Raw genomic sequence first — 7,408 nt, 5'->3', positions numbered from 1 at the left:
CATTGAAATTTTATCGCGGCGTTTTGTGAGTGATTAAATTAACGCCCGAGCGTAAAATTTTAAGTAGCATGAAATCAAAATCGGGCGTTTTCGGCTATAGAATTTAAACAAATAGCCTTTTCGTCGATATCCGCCGCAAAGGCTGTAGCGGGTTTAAATTTAGCCTCTTTACAGCTTGTTTGCGGCGATTTAAAATTTCGTAACTTCAGATATGCGGGTCGCCGTTTAAATTTCGGCAAGCTTAAATTTTAAATTTACGCTTGCCTCCCCTGCTCCGTTTTAGCTAAATTTAACCGCGCAGGGTCTGCGGACGTGAGATGATTTAATTTTACGACCTTAACTCTGCGCAAACTTCGGCGGAATAAAATTTAGCGATCAAATTGCTATTTAAAAAGCCCTTTGATCTTGCCGAAAAGCGACTTTTCGCCGCCTGCGCAGGTTTCGTCTTCATGATCTTCTGCGGCGGAATTCTCACTGCCGCCTTCTATCGTATCACCGCTGCACGAGACGGAATTCTCGCTGCTTGCCTTCATTATGTCGCCATCCGCTTCTATTGCACTGCTGCCGCCCGCTACATCGACGCTGCGCAAGGTAAAATTCTCTCTGACCATCCTAACGCCTCCGCCTGCCTTATCTCGCTCTATCGCCTCGCCGATCTGCTGCGCGGCGATTTCCGCATAGATCAGCGCGCCCTGCGTATCGCAATTAAAAAGATTTGAAAACGACTCGGACCTATTCAGATCGATCGGATTGGGCTCAATCACCTCGGTAGCCTCAAGCAGCCCTGCTTCAAGCTCTGCGGCGGAATTTAGCGCGTTTAAAAACACGGGCAAATTCTGCGCGTAAAACTCATCTATCGCCTCTTTTATCTCGCCGTCCGCTTCATAATCGCGCAGCAGTTTCTGCACATTATCGGCATTTAGATACGCGCCGCAGCAGTAGTTTTCGATGATCTCGTTATGAATTTGCCCGCTAAATTCCGCTAAAAATTCCGCCGGCAAAACCTCGCGCCAATCGCTTATGTAGGGTTTAAATTTAAAGCTTTGCGCCGCCAAAAAGCTAAACGCCGTGCCGCGCGTGTAAAAATACTCTCTAAAATAGCCCTGCGCCACGGCTATATGAAATCCGTGCGTTTTATTAAAAATCCCCTGCGTGCCGTACTGCAGCGCCGAGCGGAAGCCATCCGCGTATTTTTCTACATAAAATTCATCCACCCCCGCTTCGCGAGCGATTTTAGCAATAGCCTCAAAATCCCCCTTCTGCGCGAGCTTTAGCGGCTTAAAATACCACTGCGAAATTTCATCTTTGCCAATCGCGTGGTAGCTTATGTCGTAACCCATTTGCTCCCCTTTTAATCTTTCAGATCGATCTGCGGCTGCCAATACAGCGACTTTGAAACTTTGCGAAATTTCATCGTGGCGTTCAGACCATTTGAGGTGCGGTAGCTAAGCACCAGCTCGTCCTTATCGCTCTTAGGCGCGGTGATCTTGTAGCGGCTTGACCACGCGATCTTAAAAAGCTCCTTTTGCAAAAGCGGATCTCCGTCGTGCAGCGGCACTACGTTTGCGTTTGCGCCGTTAATCTGCACCGCGCGGATCTGAATCTCTTTAGGATAGGAGGTGAGCAAAAACACCTCGTCTCCAGCGGCGTTTCTAAGCTCGGGCGCGACGGGATTTAGATAGGTCGCCACTCCCAAATAGCGATCGCCCGCGCGCACCGATTCAAATTTTTGCGTGTAGGCCAAAAACTCGTTTTTAAGCGGATCGTGACGGGGATCGTTTGCGGAGCAGGAGTTTAAAAATAGCGCTAGCGCGGCTAGGAGTGAGCCCTTTAGCAGGCCGTTTAGCGCGCCGCTAAAATCAAATTTTTTCATCGATCTTCCTTTGAAATTTTAGGCGCATTTTAACGAATTTTGCTTTTTAAAAGGCTAAATTCGCTACAATCTGCTCATCTTAAAAAGCCGGATTTTAAAAATGAAAAGACTTGTTATCGCATTTTCAGGCCCTTCCAACAGCGGCAAAACGACGCTAATTTGCAAGATCGCTAAAATTTTTATCGCTAGCGGGCTACGGACTGCGATCGTAAAGCACGATCCCGGCGATAAGGCGCGCTTTGACGTAGAGGGCAAGGACAGCGCCAAATTTAGCGAGCTAGGCGCCGAGACCGTCGTGATGAGTCCTGCGCGGACGAGCTATTTTTCGCAGCGCTGTATGCAAATTGACGAGGTCGTGCGGATGCTAGGCGAGTTTGATATCTTGCTCGTAGAGGGGCTAAAGACGCTGCCGCTGCCGCGCATAAGCCTGTTTCGAGACAAGATCGATCCGGCGTATCTGCCATTTTCGGACGCGATCGCTTCAAATTTAAGCGGCGAGCAGATGGATAAGCTTTGCCGCGTAAATTTTGACATCAACGACGCTGCGGGCATTAGCGAATGGATATTAAAAAACGCCAAAAAAATGTAAAGGAATAAAATGCAAGAGATCGTAAAATCAATCCAAAATATCGCGCTACAAATCGCCGAGGAGCTGAAATACGCGGACTTCGGCTACACAGATCATCACAACAGCACGGGCGATACGCAGCTCAAACTCGACGTAAAAAGCGACGCCATAATCGAGGCGGAATTTCGCAAAAATCCGCTTGTGCGAGCCCTAATCAGCGAGGAGAAAGAGGAGGCGCTGGAGCTTAGAAAAGATGCGCGCCTAATCGTCGCCTACGATCCTCTCGACGGCTCGAGCTTGGTGGACGTAAATTTCGCCGTGGGCTCAATATTTGGCATCTACGAGGATGAAATTTCGCCCGCAAACTTAAAAGCGGCGATCTATTGCATCTACGGGCCGCGCCTTGAGATGGTCGTTTGCGAGGATGCACCGAAGCTCTACCGCCTAAATCGCGAGGGCAAATTTAGCTTCGTAAAAGAGCTGCGCCTACAGCAAAAAGGCAAGCTAAACGCCACGGGCGCGACGCAAAATGGCTGGAGCGAACCGCACCGAAAGCTCGTGCGGGCGCTGTTTGATGAGGGCTACCGCCTGCGATACAGCGGCGCGATGGTGAGCGACCTGCATCAAATTTTATTAAAAGGCGGCGGACTTTTCAGCTACCCCGCTACTAGCGATCATCCGCACGGCAAACTTCGCGTAACTTTCGAAGTGCTGCCGTTTGCGTTTATCTTCGAGCGCGCGGGAGGCGCCACCAGCGACGGCGAAAACGGCTCGCTTTTGCAGCTAAAGATTGAAAAAATTCACCAAAGCACCCCTTGCTTTTTCGGCTCGAAGTATGAGATCGCGAAGATGCATGAAATTTACGGCGAGAAAAATTGATGGCTGATACCGAGAACACTGCGCCGCGCGACGTTTACGACGAAATTTTGGATAAAAGCTTAGCCGCGCTGCAGGCGTGCCAAGCCGAGCACAACCTCACCAGCTGCCTGGAGTGCGAGAAGCTGCTAGATTGCGCGGTGCGCGACAAATACGTCAAGGCGGTCTATGAGAGTATGTCACACGGCGCGACGGGGGATTTTTCGTTTTAAATTTGCGCTATTGCGATGCGACGGGGGATTTTTACGAATTCGGGTATAAATATACCACCGCCTTCCTCTTGCAGGCGCATAATTTTTATGAAGTGGGCTTTGCACGCAAAATTTCTGCAAACTAAGCTACGACGCAGAATTCGCTCGGAATTTGCTCTGCGGTGCAGATTTAATACGGCGCGGCGCGCAGGTTCTTACTTTGCAGCACGGAATTTGTCCCACTGCGAAACGATAAAATTTACGGCGCGATTTGGCGTTGCGACAGGGCCTGCTCTGCGGTGCGTCTGTTTTGCGGACAAGGTTTTGCGGCGGCCGATAAAATTTAAAAAGAGGGCGTAGCCAAATTGCAGGCGTGCGGCTAAATTTAAAGCGCACATATGGTTAATTTAGCATGAGGCTAATCAAAGCGGACAAACGTTAATCTCGGGCTCCGCGGTCGGATTTTTAAAATTTGTGGATAAAATTTTAAGATAGGCGGAACGGCGGGGTTGTATCCTTCGTTGAATTTTTAAAATTTACGGATAAAATTTTAAGGCGCGATTTCGCTTCGCAAAATTTTATCTGCAATCATGGGCTGTTATGAGCGCGGATGCGCGAAATTACGTAAAGCAAAATTTCGACGGGTTAAATTTTATCGCCGCGATCTTTAAATTTACGCGACTAAAACTTGCCGACTTGCGCGAGCCGCCGTTTGTCGCCAATCTTTTGCTAGTTTAAATTTTACAAGGCAAAATTTAAACTAGCAAACTTAGCGGCGCAGCAAAACGGCAAATTTTGCCTCACAAAATTCGAGCCACAAATTTAAACCGCGATCCGTGCGTTAAAATTTAAAAACTAAATTTGAAGTCTAGTGAGCGGGTCCGCCGCACGAATGCTCGTATAAATTTCAAGCACATAATGCTCATATTGAAATTTTGCGACTGAGCGTGTATGTGAAGCGCTCGTTAAATTTCAAAGTCGAGGCGCATGCAAGTGCACACGTTAAAAATTTTAGAGCCGAAGCGTATGCGACCGCTCGTGTTAAAATTTTAAAGCTAAGACGCGTATGGCGGCGTTTGCGTTAAATTTAAAACCGATCGCAGGTCGCGCGAGATTTCAGATCGATCTATTCGCAAAGCCGCGCCCATAGGTTTTTTCGCAGCATCGCACGCCGAAATTTTAGAGCAGATTTGGGGAGTATAAGCAGAGGATGCAGCCATTCGTACAAGGGGTTTTGATGGGGCTGGGCGTTAGCGTGCCGATCGGCCCGGTAAACGTGCTGATAATGTCCTACGCGCTGCGAAGCTACACCAAGGCGCTGTGCCTGGGCCTCGGCGCCATGAGCGCGGATATGCTGTATCTAGCGCTATCGGCGTTTGGCATATCGCAGTTAGCCAAAATCCCGATCGTTTTTGCCTGCATATCGGTATTTGGCGCGTGCTTTTTGCTCTACACGGCGTACGCGACCTGGCATGGCGCGACTCGCTCGGTGCAACCCGCAAGCGTCGAGGCTTGCTCGGGTGCGGCGCTTTACGGCAAAGGCTTTTTGATAAATTTACTAAATCCATACGTCATTATGTTTTGGCTCAGCGTCTCTGCCGGCACCGCGCGAGCAGATTTTGCGCTTGCTCTTGCGGGGCTTGTAAGCGGAATCTTAGCTTGGATCACGCTTTTTCCGCTTGTGATATATCTAGCTCGCAGCAAGCTTCCAAACATTGTAGTGCGGGCATTTGCATATATCTCGGCGTTTATTTTGGTATTTTTCGCACTAAAGCTTTTATACGCTATAATTTTCGGTAAAATTTAAACCAAAGGAAGGCTTATGAAACCGACTGAAATTCTAAAAGAGCTCATCAAATTCCGCTCGCTCACACCTAGCGACGACGGAGCTTTCAACTACGTCTCGATGCTGCTGGCGGACTTTAGCGAGGATAGATTCGAGCTAAACGGCGTAACTAACGCGATTTTTACCAAGCGCTTCGGACAGGGTCCGCACCTATGCTTTGCCGGGCACATCGACGTCGTGCCGCCGGGCGAGGGCTGGGCGAGCGATCCGTTTAAGCCGGTGGAAGCGGAGGGCTTTTTATACGGGCGCGGCGCACAGGATATGAAAAGTGGCATCGCAGCGGCGATCTGCGCGCTAGCGGCGGCACGCGATTTTAAGGGCACGCTAAGCCTGCTGCTAACCAGCGATGAGGAGGGTGACGGCATCTACGGCACGCGCGAAATGCTCTCTAAATTGCGCGAGCAAGGTGCCCTACCCGACTTCGCAATCGTTGCGGAGCCTACATGCGAAGTGCGCTTCGGCGATACCATTAAGATTGGCCGTCGCGGCTCGATTAACGGCGTCCTCACGCTCACGGGTATCGGCGGGCACGCAGCCTACCCAGATAAATGCATCAATCCTGTCCACATTTTAGCGCCGGTGCTAGCAAGCCTCGCGGGGTATGATCTGGATGCTGGCAGCGAGGATTTCGCTCCAGCCAAGATAGTCATCACCGACATTCGCGGCGGTTCGCAGGTAGTAAACGTAACACCCAAGGACGTACGCGTGATGTTTAACGTCCGCGGCGGCGTAGGGCTGGGGCTAGAAGACGTGCGAGACTATGTACTGGGGTTATTTGAACTGGACGCTAAAGACGCGCTATGCAACGAAAGCGAATCCTGCGGCAAGCTAGAAATGAGCTGCACCGCGCAGCTGCGAGCAGGCGCGTCGCTACACCTTGCGCTAAAAAGCTCCTCAAAGCCTTTTTTAACTCAGCGAAGCTCCAAAATCGTGCAAAAACTAAGCGCTAGCGTGCAGAAGATCTGCGGCGCAGCAGCCGAGCTAAACACCGCAGGCGGCACGAGCGATGCGAGATACTTCGCGGAGTTTGGCGTGGAGACGGCGGAGTTTGGCGTGCGAAACGACACGATCCATCAGATCAACGAACGAGTAGAGATTAGCGACGTCGAAAATTTAGCTAAAATTTTTAGCGATCTGATAGAAAATTTTGGCTAATTTAGGAATTTGGTAAAGCTGCGTAGATTTGATAAAAATTCTTCGTTCTACCAAGTTTCGCCGAATTTACTGGGGTTTTCGCTCGTAGTTGCTTGGCAAATTTTATCTTTGCCGTGCGTATTGCGTAGAAATTTTGCCCTGCTACGCCGCTTTTGCCAAGAATTTTATCTACAGCACGCTTGCCGCTTTTACAATTACTTTGCTATGCAACGTCGATTTCGCAAGAAGCTTTAGCAAAACGCCACCACCTCAAAGGCGAGCTTCGCCGGCGAACGCTACCGCTGCTAGAAATTCTTTATAAAAATGCTTCTCCTTGCATAAATTTTAGCGTAATAGCGCGATATTTATGCAGAATTCTTCTCGCTCTCTTCGCGCAAAATTTCATCTTCGTCAGGTGACTCTAGCAGCATACTGCTGCACTTCGCCGTCTTAGTGAAAAATTTTATCTTTGGCGCGCCCGCCGCTTACGCAAGAAGCTTGGCTAGGACAATGCCGTTTCTGCTGGGATACCGCCCGCTTCGTGGATTTATAGAATTTTATTTAGTCACGTTGCCGCTGAGATAAATTCTGCCCCGCTTACCGCTTCTGCGCGGATTTTAACCATGCCTGACAAGCGCAATTAAAATTTTTACTTTGCTTTGATACGACGATGTGAAATTTTGCCCGTACGGCGCGGCAGCATAGAATTTTTAGCCTCTGCAAAACTCCACAACAAAACCTTACTATCCTGCCTTATTCGCACGAATGGCTGCAAAATTTTGCTGCCTCGCGTGCTGCTACACTAAATACACGCAAGACGAAAATTTATCGAAGGATTTCAGAGCGGAATTTCGCGAGGCTAAATTTTATCACTGCGAAAAATTTCAACCACTCATAGCAAGCGTCTAAGGCGCGATAAA

7 protein-coding genes are annotated in these 7,408 nt (G+C 49.4%); 5 read left to right on the top strand and 2 right to left on the bottom strand.

Translation table 11 applies throughout. The features are described from left to right. Positions 1 to 383: 383 nt before the first annotated feature. Together Q0140_RS00640 and Q0140_RS00635 are read right to left on the bottom strand one after the other, a co-directional pair. Entirely contained in the window at positions 384 to 1,340 is a 957-nt protein-coding gene (locus tag Q0140_RS00640; protein ID WP_297960536.1) for a hypothetical protein, read from the bottom strand. Between the two features lie 11 nt (positions 1,341 to 1,351). Then, positions 1,352 to 1,873 (bottom strand): hypothetical protein, encoded by a 522-nt coding sequence (locus tag Q0140_RS00635; protein ID WP_297960533.1) that lies wholly within the window; start codon positions 1,871 to 1,873, stop codon positions 1,352 to 1,354. Positions 1,874 to 1,973: 100 nt separating this feature from the next. Here Q0140_RS00635 and mobB point away from each other — a divergent pair, with 100 nt between their 5' ends. The 5 genes from mobB to dapE all read left to right on the top strand — a co-directional run bounded on the left by mobB (position 1,974) and on the right by dapE (position 6,509). Further along, positions 1,974 to 2,462, top strand: coding sequence for a molybdopterin-guanine dinucleotide biosynthesis protein B (gene mobB, locus Q0140_RS00630; RefSeq protein WP_297960530.1), 489 nt, complete (start codon positions 1,974 to 1,976; stop codon positions 2,460 to 2,462). A 9-nt stretch (positions 2,463 to 2,471) separates the two neighbouring features. Then, positions 2,472 to 3,320 (top strand): class 1 fructose-bisphosphatase, encoded by an 849-nt coding sequence (locus Q0140_RS00625; protein ID WP_297960527.1) that lies wholly within the window; start codon positions 2,472 to 2,474, stop codon positions 3,318 to 3,320. Continuing rightward, positions 3,320 to 3,529: a hypothetical protein gene (locus tag Q0140_RS00620; protein WP_297960524.1), complete on the top strand. Its 210-nt coding sequence runs from the start codon at positions 3,320 to 3,322 to the stop codon at positions 3,527 to 3,529. The genes Q0140_RS00625 and Q0140_RS00620 overlap by 1 nt, the downstream gene beginning before the upstream one ends. Positions 3,530 to 4,718: 1,189 nt before the next feature. Next, positions 4,719 to 5,315, top strand: a complete 597-nt coding sequence (locus Q0140_RS00615) for a LysE family transporter (RefSeq protein ID WP_297960521.1) — start codon at positions 4,719 to 4,721, stop codon at positions 5,313 to 5,315. 15 nt (positions 5,316 to 5,330) lie between these two features. Next, complete coding sequence (gene dapE / locus Q0140_RS00610) at positions 5,331 to 6,509, top strand: succinyl-diaminopimelate desuccinylase (protein WP_297960518.1); 1,179 nt, start codon at positions 5,331 to 5,333, stop codon at positions 6,507 to 6,509. The last annotated feature ends 899 nt before the right edge of the window (positions 6,510 to 7,408 follow it).

The organism is uncultured Campylobacter sp., from assembly GCF_938045405.1.
Lineage (GTDB): Bacteria > Campylobacterota > Campylobacteria > Campylobacterales > Campylobacteraceae > Campylobacter_B.
This window is presented reverse-complemented; position numbering and strand designations above follow the sequence as displayed.

Bases quoted from the DNA above. Each gene is read 5' to 3' on its own strand.
- Q0140_RS00625 (WP_297960527.1), top strand. From the start codon at position 2,472: ATGCAAGAGATCGTAAAATCAATCCAAAATATCGCGCTACAAATCGCC.
- Q0140_RS00635 (WP_297960533.1), bottom strand. From the start codon at position 1,873: ATGAAAAAATTTGATTTTAGCGGCGCGCTAAACGGCCTGCTAAAGGGC.
- Q0140_RS00640 (WP_297960536.1), bottom strand. From the start codon at position 1,340: ATGGGTTACGACATAAGCTACCACGCGATTGGCAAAGATGAAATTTCG.
- mobB (WP_297960530.1), top strand. From the start codon at position 1,974: ATGAAAAGACTTGTTATCGCATTTTCAGGCCCTTCCAACAGCGGCAAA.
- dapE (WP_297960518.1), top strand. From the start codon at position 5,331: ATGAAACCGACTGAAATTCTAAAAGAGCTCATCAAATTCCGCTCGCTC.
- Q0140_RS00615 (WP_297960521.1), top strand. From the start codon at position 4,719: ATGCAGCCATTCGTACAAGGGGTTTTGATGGGGCTGGGCGTTAGCGTG.
- Q0140_RS00620 (WP_297960524.1), top strand. From the start codon at position 3,320: ATGGCTGATACCGAGAACACTGCGCCGCGCGACGTTTACGACGAAATT.